This is a genomic window from Streptomyces sp. NPDC048523, from assembly GCF_043199815.1.
In the GTDB taxonomy this organism is placed as follows: domain Bacteria; phylum Actinomycetota; class Actinomycetes; order Streptomycetales; family Streptomycetaceae; genus Streptomyces.
The window spans coordinates 863,325-883,458 of sequence record NZ_JBICWQ010000004.1 but is presented as its reverse complement, the minus strand read 5'-3'; the positions used below and the strand labels follow the sequence as shown (position 1 = coordinate 883,458).

Below are 20,134 nucleotides of genomic sequence, written 5' to 3'. Positions count from 1 at the left end.
GGCTACTCGGTGCGCAGGGCCGTCGCCGTGCGGGCCTTCGCCGCCCAGCCCGCCGGGAGCATCGCGCCCAGCAGGGCGATGACGACACCGGCCAGGCCCAGCAGGAGCAGCTGCGGGGTGTCGTAGACATCGAGGACGGACCTGGGCAGGCCGGTGCCCGCCGCGTGTCCCATCACCGGGAGCACGAAGCCGTGCAGCGCGTATCCGGCCGGGACGCCGACGAGACCGCCGAGCACGCCGATGCCGGCCACCGAGGCGAGGACGAGGCCCACGGTCTGCCGGGGCGACATGCCGAGCGCCTTGCACACGCCGAGGTCGTGGACGCGCTCCCGGGTGTCCAGGACGACGGAGTTGAGGACGCCCAGGGCCGCGACGGACACGAGCATCAGGGTGAGGAGGGCGGCCATCGTGTTCAGGATGACCACGAAGTTGTCCCCCTGGGAAGGGGCGTTGACCCGGGCTTCGGCGCCGAGGGGCTCGATCCGCGCGGCGAGCTTCTCGGCGTACGCGACGGGGGAGACGCCGGCTTTCACGTCGACGAGGAACAACTGGGGCCTGGTCGCGGGGAAGTCCGCGAGGTTCGCCTGGACCTCCATCACGTCGTCGGAGGTGCCGAAGGCCTCGCCGACGATCCTCAGGGTGGCCGTCTCCTTTCCGACGGTCACGCGTACGGTGTCGCCGATCTCGCTGCCGGTGGTGTCCAGGAACTGGCCGGGCACGACGACCTGGCCCGCGCCGGTGAGCCAGTGCCCGGAGACCATGGCGTAGCCGCCGCGGCTGGAGTCGCCCTGGTACAGGGTCGCCCGGACGATTCCGGAGACCCCGGCCACGGTGGCGTCCTGCTGGCCCATCCCGTAGTACGAGGCGGTGTCCGCCTGCGCCTTGATGGCGGCGCTCACCTTCGCCGGGTCGGCCGGCTCGGGCTCCGGGGCGCTGCCCGGCGCCGGGACGTGCTCGCCGCCCGCGATGCTCGGGCCGCCGGTGAAGACGGTGACCGCGGAACGGTTCTCGGGGTCCTGTACCGCGTTGACCTCGTTCAGTGAGGAGGTGAGTCCGACGGCGAAGGTCGCCGCGATCGTGCCGAAGGCCACGGCGAGCAGCATCGCCAGGGCACGGACCGGATGTGCGAAGGGGCTGGCGAGGCCGTAGGTCACCGCCCTGGGCAGCGGCAGCCGGCCCGCCGCGCGGTGCGCCCACTGCCCCCGTCCGGTGCGCGGTGCCCGGCCGACGGCGATGGCCTCGACCGTGCGCAGCCGCCCGGCCCGCAGCGCGGGGACGAAGGCCGCGATCCCGACGACCAGCAGCGCGCCGGCGGGGACCACGACGTCCACCCACCAGGCGACGGACAGGGTGGCGGTGCCGTACGCCTGCTCGGTGTCGTCGAGGAGGGGTACGGCCAGCAGGTTGCCGAGGACGACGCCGAGCGCGATGCCCACGGTTGCCGGGATGAGCGCCTGGGCCACGTAGGCGCGGACGACTTCGCGCGGGGTGAAGCCGACGGCCTTGAGGATGCCGATCCTGCGCAGGCCGGTACCGACCGCGCCGCTGATGACACTGCCGACGATGATCACCGACATGACGATGCCGAGGACCCCGAAGGCGACGAGGAACGGGATGGTCGGGGCGGCCCCCCGGTCTGCGGCGCGCTTGGTGTCGAGGTAGGACTGAGTGCCGAGGAGCGCCCCGGCCGGGACGGCGGCGAGGAGCTTCTTGCGGTCCGCGGCGATGTCGCCCTTCGAGCCCGCCGAGTCGAAGCGGTAGAGCATCTGGCTGCTGACCGGGGCGTCCTTCGCGTCGAGTGCCGTGACCTGTGCGGGAGTTGCCCACACGTCGGCGGTCCTGCTGGCCGAGGTGGCGAAGCCGACGACCGTGAGAGTCGTGCCGGAGGCCGTCAGGGTGCCGCCCACCTGGAAGGCGGGCCCCTGGTAGGAGGAGCTCAGCACGATCTCGCCCGGTTTCCTCGCCCACCGGCCGGCCGTGAGGTCCAGATCGTCCACTTCGGCCTGCGGGCCGGGGCGTCCGACCAGGGTCATGGCAGGAGGCCGGCGACCGGACGAGTCGGTCGCCCGCAGGATCGTGGTGGGGTACGGTCCCGCGCTCGCCGTGACACCCGCCAGCTTCCCGGTGGCCCCGAGCTGTTCGGCGCCGACCTTGGCCGGGTCGAACTCGGCGGTGACATGGGCGCCGTTCTGCTCGGCGAACGCGTGGTCGAAGGGCGCGTTGGAGACGACCATGAGGGAACCGGCGACCACGGCCGCCGCCACGGCCATCATCGTGGCGATGGCGATGACGACGGTCTGCACCCGGCGCCGGCTCACCCCGGAGCGTACGACGCGGACGAGCGGGCCGGTCATCGCACGGCCCCGGCGCGGGAGTCGAGGGCGACATGGCCGTCGACGAGGTGGACCGTGCGGCTCGCGCAGGCCTCGGCCAGGGCCGGGTCGTGGGTGACGAGGACGATGGTCTGGCCGCCGCGGTGCAGGTCGACGAGGAGTTCCCGGACGTCCTGTCCCGAGGCGCTGTCGAGGGCGCCGGTCGGTTCGTCGGCGAGCAGCAGGGCGGGCCGGTTCACCAACGCCCGGGCGACGGCGACACGTTGGCGTTCACCGCCGGAGAGTCGGCCGGGGTAGGCGTGGGCGTGCTTCTCGATGCCCAGGACCGCCATGAGCTCAAGTGCCCGGGCCTCCGTCTTGCGCCGTGCGGTCCCGGTGAGCTGGGCGGGAAGCCGGATGTTGTCCAGCACGGTGAGGTCGTCGAGGAGGTTGAAGAACTGGAAGACCATGCCGACGCTTTCCCGGCGGAACCGGGCCAGGGCATGCTCACCGAGTCGGTCGATCTGCTGCCCGGCGACGGTCACGGTGCCCTCGGTCGGCTTGTCGAGGCCCGCGACGAGGTTCAGCAACGTGGATTTGCCGCTGCCGGAAGGACCGGTCACGGCGAGGGCCTCGCCCTGGGCGACGGAGAGGTCGAGCGGTCCGAGCGCGGGTGCGCCGGCGGTGTCGTAGCGCTTGGCCACGCCCTTCAGTTCGATCACTGCGGTCATGGGAGGTGCCCGTCCTGTCGGTTGTCGGGTCGTGTCCTGGTCGGCGTGGCGAAGGTACGGGCGGGCGGGCGGCGGGCGCGTCGGCCGGGGCACCGACATGCGGCCCTCCGTGCGGAGGACCCGGCCTGGGGTCATCCCTGCGAAGTACGCCCGCAGAAGGGGGCGTTGGTCGTGGAGACGGACGCGCGGCGGGACGGGGGCCGCGACAATGAGCGCATGGAGACGGAGTACCTGCGGGGATGGCGTCGGCAGGTGCGTGTCGCGCTGCGGCCGGAGCCGAAGGGCGCCGCGCTGTCACGGCGGTCGGTGTGGTTCGACGTGCTGCTGGCCGTGCTGCTGACGGTGGTCGCGCTGGTGGTGGCGTCGCGCTATCCCGGCGACGGACCGGTGCGGGTGTCGAAGTTCGAGTACGGCGTGCCGGTGCCGCCCCGGCCTCCCGTGCTCCCGGGCGCGCGGATCGAGGAACCGGTCTCCGCACCGCCCTGGGTCCTGGTCGTGCTGTCGGCACTGCCGCTGGCGGCGCGCCGGCGGTTTCCCCTGACCGTGTTCGCGGTGGTGCTCTGCGCGGGGCTGGCCATCGGCGACGACGCCTCCTGGATCAACGTCCTGACCTGCGTGATCGGCACCTACAGCGCGGTGACGCACAGCCGGCACCGGGCGGGCGCGATGGCCGGGCTCGTCGTCGCGGCCGTCCTCGCCGGGGTGGCCTTCCGGTCGACGGAGCCGGTGCTGCCCGGCTGGTCGAGTCCCGGGGTGGTGCTGCTCGTGGCGGGGGTGCTGGCCAGCGTGGTGCGGATCGGGCGGCGGCGCCTCGCGGCCAGCCGGGACCGGTTCGCGGCGCTGGAGCGGACGCACGAGGAGGCGACGCGCCGGGCCGTGGCGGAGGAACGGGCCCGGATCGCCGCGGAGTTGCACGACGTCGTGACCCACAATGTGAGCGTGATGGTCATCCAGGCGGGCGCCGCGCGCAAGGTCATGGACGCGGCCCCGGAGCGGTCCAAGGAGGCGCTGCTCGCGGTCGAGGCCGGGGGCCGGGCCGCGATGGCGGAACTCCGGCACGTGATGGGCCTGTTGGCCGCGCCGGACACCGGCCGTGCGGACTCCCCCGCCGACGGCCTCGAACCGCAGCCGGGGCTCGGGCAGTTGGACGCCCTGATCGATCGGGTGCGGGCCGCGGGGACACCGGTCGGTGTCGCGGTCTCCCTGCCCCCGGAACCGCTGCCGCCCGGCGTGGACCTCACGGCGTACCGGGTGGTCCAGGAGGCGCTGACCAACACCCTCAAGCACGCGCCCGGCGCCGAGGCCGCCGTCACCGTCGGCTGGTCCGGCGGCCGGCTGGAGATCGAGGTCATGGACACCGGCGCGGTCCGCGACGGGGTGCCCGCGGACGGGAACGGACGCGGGCTGATCGGCCTGCGCGAGCGCCTCGCGGTCTACGGCGGCGAGCTGACGGCGGGCCCGACCCTCGCCGGTGGCTTCCGGATCAGGGCGGAGGTGCCGTGGCGGACGACGTGAACGGCCACGGCCGGGCCCACCCGGTCGGGTCGGCAGACCGACCGAACGGTGCGGCGGCCCCGGCAACAGCCCCGCGAACCCGGGGCACGGCCTCCTCGGCGGACCGGCGGATCGGTCGGGCCGCTTCGTCGGCGCACGGCACGGGCGAGGAGTGGCAGCGGTGACGGACGGCATGAACGGCATCCACGCCGGCACCGGCCTCGACGGCGACAGGCTGCGGGCCGTCATCGCCGACGACCAGGCCCTCGTACGGACCGGGTTCGGGATGATCCTCACCGCGGACGGCATCGAGGTGACCGCGGAGGCGGCGGACGGGGCGGAGGCGGTCGCCGCGGTCCGGCGGACCCGCCCCGACGTCGTCCTCATGGACATCCGGATGCCGGGCATGGACGGCATCGAGGCCACCCGGCGGATCTTGGCGGAGGACACCGCGGGCGAGATCCGCGTGATCATCCTGACCACGTACGACCTCGACCACTACGTCTACGCCGCGCTCACCGCCGGGGCCAGCGGTTTCCTCCTCAAGGACGTCACGCCCGAGCATCTGGTGGCCGCCATACGGCTGGTGCGGTCCGGGGACGCCCTGCTGGCGCCCACGATCACCCGTCGCCTGATCGAGCGCTTCGCCCGGCGGGAGGAGGCGGTGCCCTCGGCCGAGCTGCACCGGGACCTGTCCGGGCTGACCCCGCGCGAGCTGGAGGTGCTGCGGCTGCTGGCGACGGGGCTCAGCAACGCCGAGCTCGCGGATCGGCTCTTCCTCAGCCCGACCACGGTGAAGACGCACATCGGCCGGATCCTGTCCAAGCTGGAGCTGCGCGACCGCGTCCAGGCGGTCGTCCTCGCCTACGAGAGCGGGCTGATCACGCCGGGCGGTACCGCGGAAGGCGCCGTCCGGGACCCCTAGGACATCAGCCCGGCCGCGACCGTCGCCCCCAGCTCCCAGCACGCCTCGATGTCGGCCTTGCCCGGTTCACCGGTGACGGTCACCGGTTCGGCCGCACGCCGCCAGCCGAGACCGGTCGTGATCGACTCGATGCCGCGCAGGGCACCGGTGACGTCGTTGCCGCCGTGCACGTAGCAGCCGAAGGACCGGCCGCGCGTCTCGTCGAGGCACGGGTAGTAGATCTGGTCGCAGAAGTGCTTGAGGGCGCCGGACATGTAGCCGAGGTTGGCCGGGGTGCCGAGCAGGTAGCCGTCCGCCTCCAGCACGTCCGAGGCGGTGGCGGACAGGGCCGCGCGCCGTACGACCCGCACGCCCTCGATCTCCGGCGCCGTGGCCCCGGAGACGACGGCCTCGAACATCGCCTGGCAGTTGGGCGAGGGCGTGTGATGCACGATCAGCAAGGTGGCCACGGTCGAACCCTGCCCTGCCCCGGCTTTCGTCCGCAAGCCGTGCCCCGGCCGGGCACCGCCGGGCTACGATGCCGGGAACCGCGACGGGGGAGCGAAGTCATGGCCGACAAAGGGCAGCGGGCAGCAGCGGTCTTCGATGCGCTGGGTCTGGCGTACGAGAAGGCCTTCGCCCGTTCGGAGGCTCACCTGGCCTCGCTGGAGTGGCTGCTCGGAAGGCTGGCTCCCGGAAGCCGGGTCCTGGACGTCGGCAGCGGCACCGGCCGGCCCACCGCGTCGACGCTGACCGCCGCCGGCCACGAGGTGCTGGGGGTGGACGTCTCCCCCGTCATGGTCGACCTCGCCACGCGGCAGGTGCCGCAGGCCACCTTCCGTCACGCCGACATCCGTGAACTGCCGCTGGAGCAGGGCTCGTTCGACGCGGTCTGCGTGTACTTCTCACTGCTCCAGATGACCCGGGCCGAGCAGTCCGAGGTGATCGGACGGCTGGCGCGGGCCCTGCGGCCGGGCGGGACTCTGGTCTTCGCCACCGTGCCGGCCGACGTGGAGGACCTGGCGGTCGAGTTCATGGGCCAGCCTGTCCGGGCGACCAGTTTCGCCGCCCAGGACGTGGCCGCCGTGGTGCGCGACGCGGGTCTGACGGTGGAGTCCGAGCATTTCACGGAGTTCACCCCGGACCATCCCGAAGGCGCCACCGAACCGCATGTGTTCCTCTACTGCACTCTTCCGTAGGGACAGCGAGTACGCCGTCGTCGGTCGGTCAGCGCACGGCCACCTGCACGTACGGCACCAGCCGCACCGGCCCCACCAGACCGTGGTCCTGGCGGGTGACCCCGCCGAACACGGTGGGCTGCTCGACCCTGAGCCGGTTGATCAGCGGGGTCGCCACCTCGATCTCGAGGGTGTTCACACCGCGCCGTAGGAAGGGGCCGAGGTCGAGGACGGGGTGGAGCCGGTCGGCCGCGGGCAGCCGCCGGCCGTTGACGCTCACCCGGAACGTGTCGCTGACCTGGCCCAGCTCCAACTCGGCGCCGTGGGACGGCGTCCAGTCGGCCGGCAGGGTGACCGTGGTGCGGTAGCGGCCGACGCCCGCGGAGTCAGCCAGCTCGGGGATCTGGGACCAGGGCCTGAGCGTGTCGAGGGTGAGGCTGCGCCGGACGTGTTCGGTCCGGGTGGCGTCCGGGCCCGGGTACCAGTCGTCCACGTCCAGCTCCCAGCGGGCCGGGGTGATCGGCGCGGGCACGGCGGGGGTCCTGGTGGTGACAGTGCGGCCCCGGGACAGGCGTGTGGTCCAGGTACCGGCCGTGCGGGCGCGCACGGTCAGCCCGCGCTCGGTGAACAGCACCGCGTCGGCGTCGGTGGCCTCGGCGTGGGGTCTGCCGCCGTGCCGGTCGCCGAACAGGCCCGGCCGCCCCAGGGCGACGATCATCGTCTGCCCCGGCTGGAGCGTCACCCGCAGGGTGACATCGTCCCCGTCCTCGGTGTAGCGCGCGAGCCGGGTCGCCTCGCCCGTCCAGGGATCGAGCAGATACGGCACCGTCCGGCCGCCGTGTGTGCGGCGCAGCGTGACGTCGTGGTCGATCGCGGCCACGGGCGGCTTGACCGTCTCGGCGTGCTTGCCGTTGCACAGGTAGTAGAAGTCCGCGTCGGCGGTGACCCGGTGGGCGTTGAGGAGCGTGGACGCGGTCGCGTGCCGCACGTCGGCACTCACGCCCAGTGCGGTGAGGGCGTCGCCGACCGCGGCCTTGTCGGTGACCCGCACGACATGGGGCAGGGCGAGCAGTCGGCCCAGAAGCCCGCGCAGCCGGTCCGTCTCGCCGTGGTCCGGGACGCCGGGGGTCAGCGCCTGGTCGAAGGCACCGAACAGGACCACGGGGAGCTCCGCCTCCGCCAGGGCGAGGATCCTGCGGGCGTCCTCGACGGCGAGCGTGGGCGTGGAGCCGTAGAAGAAGTCGCCCTCGACGAACAGCGCCTTGTAGGCGGGTCCTTCGGGGGCGAGCCGACCGCCGGAGACGGTGGCGGAGGGCAGGTCGAGGAGGGGGCCGCTGAGGAACTGGTGGGTCCAGCCGAGCGGGACACCGGTCGCCGTGAACCAGGAGGCCCCGATGCCGGTGGCGGTGTAACCGGTCTGCCGGAACACGGCGACGTCCGCTCTGGCGGTGCCGCTCTGGAGCACCTGGTGCACGCGGCCCAGGTAACCGGAGATGTCCTCGACGTGCCGCCAGGTGGGCTGGCGCGGGCCCCACGACTCGCCGTAGCCCGCGGTGCCGTTGTACGGGCTGAAGGCCGCGAACCCCGGCCAGTTCACCCCGGGGGCGGTGGCGTAGGAGAAGCCGTGCACGACGGTCTGGTTGACACCGGCCGCGTAGGCGCCGCCCATGGTTCGCAGGAAGCGGTCCCAAGTGGTGCTGTACGCGGACCCGTTGTAGGCGCCCGCCTCGCAGGACAGGACGGTCCGTCCGGCCATGTCCCGGCCGCCGGCCAGGCAGCGGTAGTCGTCCAGGTTCTTGAAGCCGAGCGACTCGCCCTCGGGGACGTCGAGGATCGCGGCCGCGGCGATGGCGTCCGTCTGGAGGCCGTACGGCTGTGAGCGCAGGGTCATGCCGAGGGTGTGCGCCCAGTCCCGCAGGGCCGTCAGGTGGTTGCGGTTGAAGAGGCCGGAGACGGCCTCCCAGAAGTCGTGCCGGATCTGGCGGGTGAACTGGGCCTCGAAGGCGAAGACCTGATTGCCGTTGTCCAGGACGAGGGCGGGCAGGTACGGCAGCAGGGGCCGTCCGGTGTGCTTCTCGAAGGCCTCGGGCAGCAGGGGTGTCCAGGCCAGGCCGTCGGTCTCCAGCTCCACGGAGTCCTCGAAGAAGGAGCCGCCCGCGGCCCTCAGCAGGCGCCGCAGGGACGGGGTCAGCAGGTGGTCCTGCCAGTAGGAGGCGACCGCGGTAGTGCCGGCCGGGCTGAAGTGGTCGACGGCGTGGGCGGCCGGGGCGGAGTGGGGTCCGGACTCCGGCTGCTGGCCCGAACCACGTACCCAGTAGGAGATGAGCACCCAGTCCCCGCCCTCGGGCGCGGTCCAGGTCAGTGCGCCGTCGGCGACGGTGGCGGTGACGTCCTGGACGCTCGTGGGGTCGAGACCGGTCTCCTTGCGGGTCGAGTTGGCGGGCTCGACCCGGGCGGCGTGGACGGCGAGGAGCTGCTGGCGGCTCACCCCTGCGGCCGGGGCGTGGACGGGCGGTGGGACGGGGCCCTGGTAGGTGCTCCCGCCGGTCAACGGGACGCGGCCGTGGGCGAGTTCCTTGGCGGCGGCCTCGTCGTCGGGGGTGAGACCGGGGACTGCCACGGGCCAGCTGGGGCCGAGGGTGAGGTCGACGGTGAGCCCCCGTCTCGCCGCGCGGCGCAACGCGGCCTCGACACCGTCCCGCCAGGGTCCGCTCCCCCAGCCGTGGTGCGCGGTGTCCAGGACGGACTTGTCCCTGATGCTGTGGTGGACGGCGGCGATCTCCACACCGCCGAAGCCCGCGTCCGCGATCTGGTCGATCTCGCGGGCGATCTCGTCCGGGTCCACCAGACCGTCCGGCCACCACCAACGGAACCTGGGCCGCACGGACTTCACCGGGGCCGCGAACCAGTCGGCGGTCGTCCCCGAGGCCGGGACCGCCACGCCGAGCGCCGCGACGGCGCCGACGCTCAGTCCGGCGGCCAGGACCACGCGTCGGGATATCCCGCCGCGCCGCGGGATGGCTTCATGCATGTGGGCGCCCCCAGATGGGTATTGAATCGTTTCAATCACGGTGAACGCCCGAACGCTAAGCCTCCGTCTCGACCAAGGTCAAGATGCGTGCACCGCCAACGCGGTGGCCAGGGCGTCCAGATGGCCCGCGACGGGACCGGCGGTGAGCAACCCGCTCGCGGCGCCCGCGAGTTCACCCCTGGCGGGGCCGAGTGCCTCCTGGGCGCGTCGCATCAGCGGGCGGTCGTCCACCTGGACGGCCGCGCGGGCGAGCAGACTCCACAGGGCCTCATGCAGTAGGTCCCCCGGCGGGGAGGGGACAGCGGCCAGCGTACGTACGGCGTCCTGGTCGCGCCCCTCGGCGAGCAGCAACAGGGGGCGCACCCATGGCTCGTACGGGCCCCAGTCGGTGTGCGGGTCGGCGGTGGCGGGGAGGCCGTGGTGCAGCCGGAGGCACAGCAGGGCCAGCGGCAGCAGTCCGTGTTCCAGGCCGGGCATGCCGGCGCCGTCGAGGGACCTGGCGGCGGCGCGGTACGCGGACTCGCCGAGGTGCGGGGGCCCGGTGGCCGCGGTGCGCAGTGCGCGGTACCACGTGGTGAACACGGCGACGAGGGGCAGTGCGTGGCGTTCGGCGAGCGCGTCGGCGGCGGCCGCGTGCCGGTCGGCGGCCGTGAAGTCGGCGGTGGCGCAGCGGGCTTGCAGCCGGATGAGGTGGCCGAGGACCTCGTAGGTGAACAGGCCGTGCCGCGCGGCCACTTCGGTGATCTCCGCGCCGATCCCGTCCCGTCGGCCGGCGAGTCCGGCGCGTTCGAAGGTCTGCATGAACAGGCCGTTGAGGGCGAAGACGAGCAGGTTGGCGTCCTCGAGTCGGCGTGCGCCGGCCACGGCCTGGTGGGCCGCCTGGAGGGCGCGTGTCCCGTCGGGGAGGGTGCCGCGGGACTCCAGCGCCACGGTGGCCAGGAGCCGTGCCCTCGCCGCCTCGGGCGCGCCGGGCGGCAGGAGGCGCAGGGTGCGTTCCGCCGCGCCCACCAGCCGCTCGGCCTGGGCCGGGTCGTCGGAGCGGGTCCAGACGGCGGGGACGTCGTAGACGCCGATGACGCGGGCCGTCAGCTCCGGATCGCCCAGCTGCTCGGCCGCCGCCACGGCCGCGGCCCGGTGCCGTCGTGCCGCCTCCAGGCCGCCGCCCCCGGTGACGGCGAGATCACGCATCAGCCCGGCGGTCGACTCCAGACGGGTACGGGCCCGCAGCGGGACCATGCTCTCGTACGACGCCGAGGCCTCGGCCCAGACCTGTGCGGCCGTGTCCGAGGGGCCAGGGTCCAGGTGGTCGGCGTGTCGCAGGATGTCCTGCTCGGTCCTGCGCAGCCGCGGGCCCGGCTCCACGCCGAGGTGCTCGCGCAGCAGCTGCCGGGCACGCCGCAGGACGGACAGGGCGTCGGCCTGGCGGCCGGAGCGGTACAGGGCGAGGGCGAGCAGCTGCCAGGCGTCCTCCCGCCAGGGGTGCTCGGCCACGTGGGCGTCGAGGTCCGCGGCGGCGTCGGCGGGGGCGCCGAGGGCGAGCTGGGCCTCGGCCCGGCGTTCGACGGTGGTCAGCCGGAGCGCGGCGAGCCGGGAGCGTTCCGCGCGCGCCCATGGCTCCTCGGCGAAGTCGGCGTAGGCGGGGCCGCGCCACAGCTCCAGAGCCTCGGTCAGCCGGGCCACCGCCTGGGCGGGCAGCAGGTCCGCCGAGGCGGCGACGGCGTGCTCGAACCGCCAGGCGTCCACGTGGGCGGGTTCGGCACGCAGGGCGTAACCGGGGCCCTCGGTGACGAGGAGGCGGGACGCGGTCCGGCGGGGCCGCTCGGGTTCCAGCGCGCGGCGCAGCCCGGCGACGAAGGTCCGGACGGTGCCCACCGCGTCCGCCGGCGGCTCCCCGCCCCACAGGTCCTCCACCAGACGGGGGACGGGCACGACCCTGCGGCGGGCGACGAGGAGACGGGCCAGCACGGCGCGGTGCCTCGGGCCCTTGAGGGCGATCGGTTCCCCACTCTCGCCCCAGGCGGCCACGGCCCCCAGGACTCCGAACTCGACCACGCGCACGCACCTCAACGTACACGCGTTCATCCGTTGCTCATTCGCTCCCCGGACTCTGAGCACATGGGCGACTCCGGGCCCGGACGTCTCCCCCGTACAGCCCCAGCGAAGGAAGCCCTACCGTGAAAACCGTCATCCCCGGATTCGAGTACCACCGTGTGTCCGTCGCCGAGGACGTGTCTCTCCATGCGGCCGTAGGAGGCACCGGCACACCCGTCGTCCTGCTGCACGGCTTCCCGCAGACCCATCTGATGTGGCGCCACGTCGCGGCGGACCTGGCGGCCGACCACACCGTGATCTGCCCCGACCTGCGCGGTTACGGCGACAGCGACAAGCCGCGCGAGGACGGCCCCCACACCTACTCCAAGCGGACCATGGCCGACGACGTCGTCACCCTCGCACGCCGGCTCGGGCACCCCCGGTTCGCGCTGGCCGGCCACGACCGGGGCGCACTGGTGGCCTTCCGCGCGGGTCTCGACCACCCGGACGCGGTCTCCCACCTGGCCTGTCTGGACATCCTGCCGACGCTCGACATGTGGGACGCCCTGCACGGCACGTCGGCGGCGGTCGCCTTCCACCTCTACCTCATGGCCCAGCCGCCCGGCCTGGCCGAGCGGATGATCTCCGCGAGCGCGGACGCGTTCTTCGGCCACTTCCTCGACCTGTGGGCGAACCGGCCCGACGCGATCCCGCCCCACGTCCGTGCCGAGTACCTGCGGGCCTGTCGCGAGGCGGTGCCGTCGATCGTCGCCGACTACCGCGCCTCCGCGGGCATCGACGTCGAGCACGACGAGACCGACCGGGCCGCGGGGCACAGGCTCGGCATGCCGGTGACCGTGCTCCAGCAGGACTGGGGGTCCGCGCTCGGCTACGACGCCACCGCGCTGTGGGAGGCCTGGGCCGACGACCTTCGTCATACGACCGTCTCCTGCGGTCACTTCATGGCGGAGGAGGCGCCGGGTGACGTGGTGAAGGCCCTGCGGGAGCTCGTTCTTCGCTGACCGTGCCTCGGAGCCGGCGGCAAGGAGCGCACCATCCCGCGCGGGGCCTTGACCCGGCTCTCACCGTGGTGGACGAGGGATGGACGGCAGCTCGGCCATCCGCAGATTCCATCGGCCGCCGCGGCCGGTGAGTTCGACGGTGGACAGCGGCGGCACGTCGACTCTCCAGAACGCCTGGTGCGGTGCCCCGAGCGCGTGCACCACGGCGGCCCGCGCCACCGCCTGTTCGACCACCGCGAGCACGCGTCCCACGTCGGGCTGCAGCGCGTCCAGCCAGGCGGCGACACGGTCGCAGAGCTGCGTCACGCTCTCCCCGCCGTGCGGCGCCGCCCCCGGGTCGGCGAGCCAACCGGCCAGCCCCGACGCGTCGGCCGCCGCGATCTCGTCGAGTGTGCGGCCGTACCAGGAGCCCATGTCGAGGTCGCGCAGCGCCGGTTGCGAGGTGGCGGACTCCCAGCCCAGGGTCCGGGCCGTCTCGGTGCAGCGCCGGGAGGGTGCCGTGCAGCGGGTGGCGGCCTGCGGGAGGGATCCGGAGACGGCCCGCACCCGGTGCAGCGCGCGCTCGTCGAGGGGGTCGTCGGCGAAGCGGACGGCGCGTTCCGTACGGGCTGCGGCGCACAGCAGGGTGAGCCGGACGGTCATACGGGCCCTTTCGTCGAGTCGCCTGGGGTGGTTCATCGTAGGTGCCGTACGCCCTGTTGGCCGAGACGCTCATTGCCCCTACCATCTGGGACGACAAGGACGACGGCGCCACGGAAGTCCGGTGCAAGCCCGGCACGGTCGCGCCACTGTGTGCCACCCCTCGGCCGACGAGGTGTGGTGAGTCAGACCCCACGCCGTCGTCGAGTGCCCCACATGACACGGGACGCGTTGTTCCCGAGGAGGTCTCGCCATGGCGCAGTCCACTGCCGCCCCCACGCCCACCACCCCTGCCCTCGCACCACTGCCGGTGCGGGCGCTCGTCCCCTGGGCCGTCTTCTTCGGCGTCCTGATGCTGGTCCTGCTGTACTTCGTCGGCGCCGAACAGGGCGCCACCGCACTCGTCTCCGGCGAGGGCGTCCACGAGTGGGTGCACGACGCACGCCACCTGCTCGGCTTCCCCTGCCACTGAGGCGGGGCGGACCCTCATGAACTCCACAGTCGTACGTACCCTGTTGGCGCGCGGCATGCTCGCCGGGCTCGGCGCCGGCGTCCTGGCCTTCGTCTTCGCCTACCTGGTCGGGGAGGGCCCGGTGGACGCGGCCATCGCCTTCGAGGAGGCCGGCTCCCACGAACACGGCGAGGAACTGGTCAGCCGTTCCGTGCAGTCGACCGCCGGGCTGGCCACCGGCGTCCTCGTCTTCGGAGTCGCCATCGGCGGCATCATGGCGCTGGCGTTCTGCTTCGCGCTGGGCCGGATCGGCCGGTTCGGCGCCCGGGCGACGGCGGGTCTGGCGGCGCTCGGCGGATTCCTCACCGTCTACCTCGTGCCGATCCTCAAGTACCCGGCGAACCCGCCCGCGGTGGGTGACCCGGACACCATCGACAAGCGCACCGGCCTGTTCGTCCTGATGATCGCGCTCAGCGTGCTCCTCGGGATCGGCGCGGTCCTGCTGGGCCGCAGACTCGCCCCGGCCCGGGGCAACTGGAACGCCTCCACCGCGGCCGCCGTGGCCTTCGTCGCCGCGGTGTCGGTGGCGATGGCCGTCCTGCCCGCAGGGGACAACACCCCGAAGGGCTTCCCGGCCACCGACCTGTGGGAGTTCCGCCTGGCCTCCCTCGGCGTCCAGGCCGTCCTGTGGTCGGCGTTCGGGCTGCTGTTCGGCTACCTGGCCGAGCGGGTCCTCGAACCGGGGCCGACCCGGAGCGAGGTCTCCGCGCTCGTCGCCTGACGGCGTGGGTTCCGCCGGGGGCGCGCCCGGCGGAACCCACGCCGTGCCCGGCAGCTGCCGTATGGTCCCGCCCAGCTTGTTCCTGGCCTGTTCCAGATGCGGTACTGGGCCTGCGGGGAGTGGCACAGTCCCTCGCGCGCTTCGTCCGCGTCGATACGGATCTCGGCCTCGCAGCCGGCCGGCCCGGCGATCACCTCGACCCTGGCCGGGTGCCACGATGCCGGGTGCCACGATGCCGGCGGCGGGCGCCGCCTCCGGGCACGACGGAAGGGCCGGACACCCGTCTGTCCGGCCCTTCCGCACCTATCGGGTCAGCCGCCGTTCAGGCGGGCGCGCAGGAGCTTCTTGCCGATCTCGGCGCCCTTGCGGCTGTCCGCCTGGGCCTTGCGGAACAGGTCGGCGACCTCGGTGTCCTTGCCGCGTTCCGCGTCCTCGATGTAGCTCTCCAGTCGCAGCGCGTTGCTCAGGCACGCCTCCACATACCAGATCAGGTTGTAGTCCTTGTCCGGCGTGCCGGTCGCGCCGCCGGTCTCCGTGCTGCTGGTCATTCCGGCCTCCTCGAGCGGTAGTCGTTCCGGAGCCGGACGAGTACCCGTCGTGCGCAGGTCAGTCCACGCCGGGGCAGAAAATCCGCCACGGGAACGCGACCGGTCCCTCGCGGTGCGCGGTACGGAGGTGCGGGCGGGCGCGAAGGAAAGGGAGGGAAGGCGGCGCAGCCTTGAGGGCGCCGGTCGCCGCCGCCCCGGCCCTGCGTCGCCGCCGTGCGCCGACCGCATAAGCTCGACGGATGGCGAAGTACTTCGACGTGCACCCCGACAATCCGCAGCCCCGCACCATCTCCCAGATCGCCGAGAGCATCCGCTCGGACGCGCTGATCGCGTATCCGACGGACTCCTGCTACGCGCTCGGGTGCCGACTGGGCAGCCGCGACGGCATCGACCGGATCCGGACCATCCGGCGTCTGGACGACCGCCACCACTTCACCCTGGTCTGCCAGGACTTCGCGCAGCTCGGCCAGTTCGTACGGGTCGACAAGGACGTGTTCCGCGCGATCAAGGCGTCGACGCCCGGCAGTTACACCTTCATCCTCCCGGCGACGAAGGAGGTGCCGCGCATGCTCCAGCACCCGAAGAAGAAGACGGTCGGCGTGCGCATCCCCGACCATGTCGTCACCCAGGCGCTGCTCGCCGAGCTCGGGGAGCCGCTGCTGTCGAGCACCCTGCTCCTGCCGGACGAGGAGGAGCCGATGACCCAGGGCTGGGAGATCAAGGACCGTCTCGACCATGTGCTGGACGGGGTCGTCGACTCCGGGGACTGCGGCACCGAACCGACGACGGTGATCGACTTCTCGGGCGGCGAGGCGGAGATCGTACGGCACGGGGCGGGTGACACCAGCCGGTTCGAGTAAAGCGGCGCTCAAGCGGGAGGGGTCGCGGCGGGCCAGGTGGGTGGTGCGTGCAACCATGTGCTCCGGCCCGGTTCCGCCGGGTCGGCGACCCGCTCGCCCTGCCGCGCAGAGAGGCACCCCCATGACCTCCGTACAGGGAACCGCCGTCGACATCCCCACCGAGGACGGCACCACCGACGCCTATCTGGCCCACCCGGCCGACGGTGCGCCACGGCCGGCCGTCCTGCTCTTCCAGGACGCCTTCGGGCTGCGCCCCCAGCTCAGGTCGATGGCCGACCGGCTCGCCGGGGCCGGCTACACGGTCCTCGTGCCCAACGTGTTCTACCGTCACGGGCGCGCGCCGGTCTTCGAGCTGCCCGAGTTCATCGACCCGGGCGCGCGGCCGGAGATCTTCAGGAAGATCATGCCGGTCATGCAGGCACTGACGCCCGAACTGGCGATGCGGGACGCCGGGGCCTATCTGCGCTGGCTGGCCGACCGCCCCGAGGCCGCCGCCGGTCCGGTCGCCCTCACCGGCTACTGCATGGGCGCACGGCTCTCCCTGCTGACCGCCGGCACCTATCCGGACCGGGTGGCCGCGGCAGCCGGTTTCCACGGCGGGCGCCTGGCGACCGACGCTCCGGACAGCCCGCACCTGGTGGCCGGCACCATCACCGCCGAGCTGTACTTCGGTCACGCCGACGACGACCCGTCACTGCCCCCGGAGCAGATCGAGCGCCTCGCCGCCGCACTGACCGAGGCCGGGGTCCGCCACCGCTGCGAGGTCTACGACGGTGCCCCGCACGGTTTCACCCAGGCCGACACCGCCTCGTACCACCCCGAGGGCGACGAACGGCACTGGGCGGCACTGCTCGATCTGCTCAAGCGGACGTTCTAGACATTCACGCACCCGACCCCACCATCACTTTGTGTTACCGTTTAACGTTTGCGCGCTCATGACTTCCTGCCGGGCCTTCCTCGGTACGTCCCCTCTGCGGAAGGCTCCTCATGGACCACCCCGACCACCCGGACCGCCCCGGCACGGCGTCCCCCACCGCCTCCTTCGCCGACCTGGCACTCCCGGACCAGGTGCTGCGCACCCTCACCGAACGCGGTGTGCGCGAGCCGTTCCCGATCCAGGCGGCCACGCTGCCCGACGCCCTGGCGGGACGTGACGTCCTGGGGCGAGGACGCACCGGATCGGGCAAGACGCTCGCGTTCGGTCTCCCGTTGCTCGTCCGGACGGCCGGGCAGCGTGCGGAGGCGAAGCAGCCCCTCGCGCTGATCCTGGTGCCCACCCGGGAACTCGCCCAGCAGGTCACCGAGGCGCTGGCGCCGTACGCCGAAGCGCTCCGGCTGCGAATGGCCGCGGTCGTCGGCGGTATGTCGATCGGTCGGCAGATCGCCGCGCTGCGGGAGGGCGCCGAGGTGGTCGTGGCGACCCCCGGCCGCCTGCACGACCTCGTGGAGCGCAAGGCCTGCCGCCTGGGGCGGGTGCGGATCACCGTGCTCGACGAGGCCGACCAGATGTGCGATCTGGGCTTCCTGCCGCAGGTCACGGAGGTGCTCGACCAGGTGCGGCCCGAGGGTCAGCGGATGCTGTTCTCGGCCACCCTGGACCGCGATGTCGACCAGCTGGTCAGCGACTACCTCAGTGACCCCGTCGTCCACTCGGTCGACCCGTCCGCGGGTGCCGTCACGACGATGGACCACCACCTCCTGGTCGTGCACGGCCCCGACCGGTACGCCGTCACCACGGAGATCGCCGCCCGCGAAGGCCGCGTACTGCTGTTCCTGGACACCAAGCACGGCGTCGACCAGCTCACCCGGCATCTGCGGACCAGCGGGGTGCACGCGGCGGCCCTGCACAGCGGCAAGTCCCAGCCGCAGCGCACCCGTACGCTCGCTCAGTTCAAGGACGGGCAGGTCACCGTCCTGGTCGCCACCAACGTCGCGGCGCGCGGCCTGCACGTCGACGACCTGGACCTCGTGGTCAACGTGGATCCGCCGACCGACGCCAAGGACTATCTGCACCGCGCGGGCCGCACCGCCCGGGCGGGTGAGTCCGGAAGGGTCGTCACCCTGGTGCTGTCGGGCCAGCGCCGCGAGACGAGCCGTGTCATGACCGAGGCCGGCATCGAGCCCACCGTCACCAAGGTGCGCTCGGGCGAGGCCGAGCTGAGCCGGATCACCGGCGCCAAGGCGCCCTCCGGCACCCCGCTCGACCGCGGGCCCGCCGCGCCGCGGCCCAAGAACACCAACACCCCCTTCCGCGGGCTGGGCACCAGCAAGGACACCTCCCGCGGCGCCGGCGGCAAGTCCCGGAAGGTCGGCGAGGCCCACAAGCTCGCCGAGGCCCGCAGGGCCGCCCAGGTACGCCGCGGCGGCTGAGCGCGCGGCTGCTCTGCCTCGGAACGTCTCTGCCTCGGAGCGTCTTTGCCTCGGGGGTGGCCCCGGGCCGACCCGAAAACCCGAACTGGCGGAATATCGGCGGGCGGCCGACCAGTCGCCGTTGCGCAGCGGCGGCTTGTGCGCGCAGTGATATTCGTGACCGCGTACGGCCGCGCTCGGGCAGTATGGGCCGGATGCGCTCTCGTTTCCTCGGTATTCCGGAGGTGACGCGGACTCCCGCCGTCGCCGTCGTCATCGATGTTCTTCGCGCGTTCACCGTGGCCGCATGCGCCTTCGACGGTGGTGCCGAGAAGATCGTCCTGGCCTCCTCGGAGGAGGAGGCCCTGGAGCTGAAGGCCCGTCATCCGGGCTGGCTGGCCCTCAAGGACGGTGCGCCCGCGCCCGGGTTCGACGCGTTCAACTCCCCCGCCATGCTGGCGACGCACGACCTCTCCGGCCGCACGATCGTGCAGAAGACGACCTCGGGGACGGTGGGCGCCCTGGCCGTGGCCGACGCCCGGCTGCTGCTGTGCGCGAGCTTCGTCGTGGCCGGTGCGACCGCGCGGCTGTTGCGGGAGCGTGGCGTGCGGGAGGTGACGTTCGTCGTCACCGGCGAGGAGGGGCGGGCCGAGGAGGATCGCGCGTGCGCCGAGTACATCGGGCGGCGCGTCGAGTCCGCCGAGGTGGACGCGGAACCGTATCTCCGTCGTGCGCGGGAGTCCCGTTGGGCGGCCGAGCTGGCGCAGGGTGCGCGGCGGGGACTGCCGGGGGTCCACCCGGACGACGTCGGCCTCTGTCTGGAGGCCGACCGGTTCCCGTTCGCCATGCTCGCGGGGCGCGAAGGCCCCCTGATGGTGCTGCGGCCGGTACCCGCCCCGCCCACCTGACACCTCGCCGATGACTTCCGCGGCCGGGCAGGGTCTTCCTCACATAGGACTGCGTACCACCACTGCGTACGACTTCCGCAGGACGGATGTGATGACCATGCCGAACAGTTCCGCCTACGCCAAGGTCAACGGCCTGGAGATGTACTACGAGACTCACGGCGCCGGCCCCGAGGGCAGCCGCCCGCTGGTGCTGCTGCACGGGGGTGGCCTCACCGTCGGTCTGACCTTTTCCGCCGTACTGCCCACCCTGGCCGCCGGCCGGCGGGTCGTGGCTCCCGAACTGCAGGGGCACGGCCACACCGCCGACACCGACCGTGCGATGACGGTGTCGGATCTGGCGTCGGACGTGGTGGCGCTGCTCGACGAACTCGGCATCGTCCAGGCCGACTTCCTCGGCTTCAGCCTCGGCGGGCTGACCGCGCTGGAGATCGCGGTGCGGCACCCGGAGCGCGTGGGACGGCTTGCGCTCGCCGCCACCATGTACACCCAGGACGGGGTGCATGACGAGGTCCGCGTCCCGGACTACAGCTCGCCCCGGCTCCCGAGCCAGGACGACTTCCAGGAGATGGCCGACACATACGCGGCCCTCGCGCCCCATCCCGAGCACTTCCAGGACTTCCTCGCCAAGGTCTCGGCGGCCGCCCACGCCCCGCTGCCCTGGACCGCCGACGACCTGCGAGGACTGCGGGTGCCCACACTACTGCTCGTCGGCGACAGCGACTTCGTACGCGTGGAGCACGCGGCGGAGATGCAACAGCTCATCCCCGGAGCACAGTTGGCCGTCCTTCCCGCCACCACGCACATGGCCCTCATGCAGCGAACGTCCCTGATGGTGCCGCTCCTGGGCGAGTTCTTGGGGGACGGTGGCTGAGGCGCAACCGGCGACTGAGCCGCA

Annotated in this window: 18 protein-coding genes; 11 read left to right on the top strand and 7 right to left on the bottom strand. The window is 73.0% G+C overall.

All coding sequences use genetic code 11. The annotated features are described in order from the left end of the window. Positions 1 to 2: 2 nt before the first annotated feature. Positions 3 to 2,354 (bottom strand): ABC transporter permease, encoded by a 2,352-nt coding sequence (locus ACGFWE_RS24855; RefSeq protein ID WP_393601784.1) that lies wholly within the window; start codon positions 2,352 to 2,354, stop codon positions 3 to 5. Further along, positions 2,351 to 3,043: an ABC transporter ATP-binding protein gene (locus ACGFWE_RS24850; protein ID WP_352389809.1), complete on the bottom strand. Its 693-nt coding sequence runs from the start codon at positions 3,041 to 3,043 to the stop codon at positions 2,351 to 2,353. Before ACGFWE_RS24850 ends, ACGFWE_RS24855 begins: the two co-directional genes overlap by 4 nt. A gap of 216 nt (positions 3,044 to 3,259) precedes the next feature. Here ACGFWE_RS24850 and ACGFWE_RS24845 point away from each other — a divergent pair, with 216 nt between their 5' ends. After that, the gene (locus tag ACGFWE_RS24845) at positions 3,260 to 4,558 is read left to right on the top strand and encodes a sensor histidine kinase (protein WP_393601781.1); all 1,299 of its coding nucleotides are present in this window, start codon (positions 3,260 to 3,262) and stop codon (positions 4,556 to 4,558) included. Between the two features lie 172 nt (positions 4,559 to 4,730). Next, positions 4,731 to 5,462: a response regulator gene (locus ACGFWE_RS24840; protein WP_393601987.1), complete on the top strand. Its 732-nt coding sequence runs from the start codon at positions 4,731 to 4,733 to the stop codon at positions 5,460 to 5,462. Here the strand turns inward: ACGFWE_RS24840 and ACGFWE_RS24835 are convergent. Beyond that, positions 5,459 to 5,911: a flavodoxin family protein gene (locus ACGFWE_RS24835; RefSeq protein WP_393601779.1), complete on the bottom strand. Its 453-nt coding sequence runs from the start codon at positions 5,909 to 5,911 to the stop codon at positions 5,459 to 5,461. The two genes, ACGFWE_RS24840 and ACGFWE_RS24835, sit on opposite strands and share 4 nt — an antisense overlap. A 99-nt stretch (positions 5,912 to 6,010) precedes the next feature. Between ACGFWE_RS24835 and ACGFWE_RS24830 the strand changes: the two genes are divergently transcribed. Beyond that, positions 6,011 to 6,640, top strand: a complete 630-nt coding sequence (locus ACGFWE_RS24830) for a class I SAM-dependent methyltransferase (RefSeq protein ID WP_352389812.1) — start codon at positions 6,011 to 6,013, stop codon at positions 6,638 to 6,640. Positions 6,641 to 6,668: 28 nt separating this feature from the next. Here ACGFWE_RS24830 and ACGFWE_RS24825 read toward each other — a convergent pair whose 3' ends face one another. Next, entirely contained in the window at positions 6,669 to 9,650 is a 2,982-nt protein-coding gene (locus ACGFWE_RS24825; protein ID WP_393601777.1) for a glycosyl hydrolase, read from the bottom strand. Between the two features lie 78 nt (positions 9,651 to 9,728). Continuing rightward, positions 9,729 to 11,732 carry a BTAD domain-containing putative transcriptional regulator gene (locus tag ACGFWE_RS24820; protein WP_393601775.1) on the bottom strand — a complete coding sequence of 668 codons (2,004 nt, stop codon included), beginning with the start codon at positions 11,730 to 11,732 and terminating at the stop codon, positions 9,729 to 9,731. 92 nt (positions 11,733 to 11,824) lie between these two features. On the opposite strand from ACGFWE_RS24820, the gene ACGFWE_RS24815 reads away from it, so the two are divergent. After that, positions 11,825 to 12,703 carry an alpha/beta hydrolase gene (locus ACGFWE_RS24815; RefSeq protein ID WP_352389815.1) on the top strand — a complete coding sequence of 293 codons (879 nt, stop codon included), beginning with the start codon at positions 11,825 to 11,827 and terminating at the stop codon, positions 12,701 to 12,703. Between the two features lie 60 nt (positions 12,704 to 12,763). Here ACGFWE_RS24815 and ACGFWE_RS24810 read toward each other — a convergent pair whose 3' ends face one another. Next, a complete protein-coding gene (locus ACGFWE_RS24810) occupies positions 12,764 to 13,381 on the bottom strand; it encodes a histidine phosphatase family protein (protein ID WP_352389816.1) in 618 nt (205 codons plus the stop codon). Between the two features lie 214 nt (positions 13,382 to 13,595). Here ACGFWE_RS24810 and ACGFWE_RS24805 point away from each other — a divergent pair, with 214 nt between their 5' ends. Together ACGFWE_RS24805 and ACGFWE_RS24800 are read left to right on the top strand one after the other, a co-directional pair. Then, a complete protein-coding gene (locus tag ACGFWE_RS24805) occupies positions 13,596 to 13,814 on the top strand; it encodes a CbtB-domain containing protein (protein WP_352389817.1) in 219 nt (72 codons plus the stop codon). A 16-nt stretch (positions 13,815 to 13,830) separates the two neighbouring features. Next, positions 13,831 to 14,574: a CbtA family protein gene (locus ACGFWE_RS24800; RefSeq protein WP_393601772.1), complete on the top strand. Its 744-nt coding sequence runs from the start codon at positions 13,831 to 13,833 to the stop codon at positions 14,572 to 14,574. 311 nt (positions 14,575 to 14,885) lie between these two features. Here ACGFWE_RS24800 and ACGFWE_RS24795 read toward each other — a convergent pair whose 3' ends face one another. After that, a complete protein-coding gene (locus ACGFWE_RS24795) occupies positions 14,886 to 15,122 on the bottom strand; it encodes a hypothetical protein (protein ID WP_352389819.1) in 237 nt (78 codons plus the stop codon). A 239-nt stretch (positions 15,123 to 15,361) separates the two neighbouring features. On the opposite strand from ACGFWE_RS24795, the gene ACGFWE_RS24790 reads away from it, so the two are divergent. The 5 genes from ACGFWE_RS24790 to ACGFWE_RS24770 all read left to right on the top strand — a co-directional run bounded on the left by ACGFWE_RS24790 (position 15,362) and on the right by ACGFWE_RS24770 (position 20,110). After that, positions 15,362 to 15,982 (top strand): L-threonylcarbamoyladenylate synthase, encoded by a 621-nt coding sequence (locus tag ACGFWE_RS24790; protein ID WP_352389820.1) that lies wholly within the window; start codon positions 15,362 to 15,364, stop codon positions 15,980 to 15,982. Positions 15,983 to 16,103: 121 nt separating this feature from the next. Beyond that, the gene (locus ACGFWE_RS24785) at positions 16,104 to 16,859 is read left to right on the top strand and encodes a dienelactone hydrolase family protein (protein WP_393601769.1); all 756 of its coding nucleotides are present in this window, start codon (positions 16,104 to 16,106) and stop codon (positions 16,857 to 16,859) included. A 110-nt stretch (positions 16,860 to 16,969) separates the two neighbouring features. After that, positions 16,970 to 18,352, top strand: a complete 1,383-nt coding sequence (locus ACGFWE_RS24780) for a DEAD/DEAH box helicase (protein WP_393601767.1) — start codon at positions 16,970 to 16,972, stop codon at positions 18,350 to 18,352. Positions 18,353 to 18,546: 194 nt separating this feature from the next. After that, positions 18,547 to 19,239, top strand: a complete 693-nt coding sequence (locus ACGFWE_RS24775) for a 2-phosphosulfolactate phosphatase (protein WP_393601765.1) — start codon at positions 18,547 to 18,549, stop codon at positions 19,237 to 19,239. A 91-nt stretch (positions 19,240 to 19,330) separates the two neighbouring features. Beyond that, positions 19,331 to 20,110: an alpha/beta fold hydrolase gene (locus ACGFWE_RS24770; protein WP_393601763.1), complete on the top strand. Its 780-nt coding sequence runs from the start codon at positions 19,331 to 19,333 to the stop codon at positions 20,108 to 20,110. The last annotated feature ends 24 nt before the right edge of the window (positions 20,111 to 20,134 follow it).